Annotated in this window: 1 protein-coding gene; it reads left to right on the top strand. The window is 58.9% G+C overall.

The genetic code is table 11. The features are described from left to right. The first annotated feature begins 185 nt into the window (after positions 1 to 185). On the top strand, positions 186 to 572 hold the full coding sequence (locus AC1DF4_RS19145; protein ID WP_476914354.1) for a YunG family protein: 387 nt from the start codon (positions 186 to 188) through the stop codon (positions 570 to 572). Positions 573 to 749 lie beyond the last annotated feature (177 nt).

Below are 749 nucleotides of genomic sequence, written 5' to 3' on the forward strand. Positions count from 1 at the left end.
CCGGCGCACCCAGCAAGGCCTGTCCAAACCCGAGATCATCCGTTGCCTCAAACGCTACGTCGCGCGCGAAATCTACGCCGCTCTACAACCTGCCCACATAGCAGAAGGACCTATCAAATTCTCTTGACGATCCATAGGAGCATCGATCCGTCACCGTTCAATAGGTCCGTTGGTACGCTGTCGCCATGACTCATACGTTGCTCGAGCTCAAGCGAGCATTCCGTCTTTCGTGGAGTGCGGATACGACCTGTCTCGACGCCCAGAGCCTCCCAAAGTGGCACCCCGACAACGCGGCACACGGCCAGTGCGGACCCACAGCTCTCATCGTTCAAGACCTGCTCGGCGGTGACCTCCTCATCGCAGACGTCAGCGGCGGCAACGAGGAGGACGCGGTCCATTACTGGAACCGGTTTCCCGGTGGCCTCGAGATCGACCTCACTCGAGAGCAATACAGAAGTCACCGCATCATCGGGGAGCCCCGCGTCGTCGTTCGACCTCCAGGAGGGCCACGGGCTTACGCCAGCGAGTATCAGCTGCTTCGCGCAAGAGTGCTGTCCGCACTGAACGTCTGATCAATTCGCTCATGGAACATCCCTTGAAGGATCGATGCTCCTATGGATCGTCAAGAGAATTTGATAGGTCCTTCTGCTATGTGGGCAGGTTGTAGAGCGGCGTAGATTTCGCGCGCGACGTAGCGTTTGAGGCAACGGATGATCTCGGGTTTGGACAGGCCTTGCTGGGTGCGCCGG

The organism is Arthrobacter sp. 05N429, from assembly GCF_056397045.1.

Coding starts and splice junctions, on each gene's coding strand:
- AC1DF4_RS19145 (WP_476914354.1), top strand. CDS start 186: ATGACTCATACGTTGCTCGAGCTCAAGCGAGCATTCCGTCTTTCGTGG.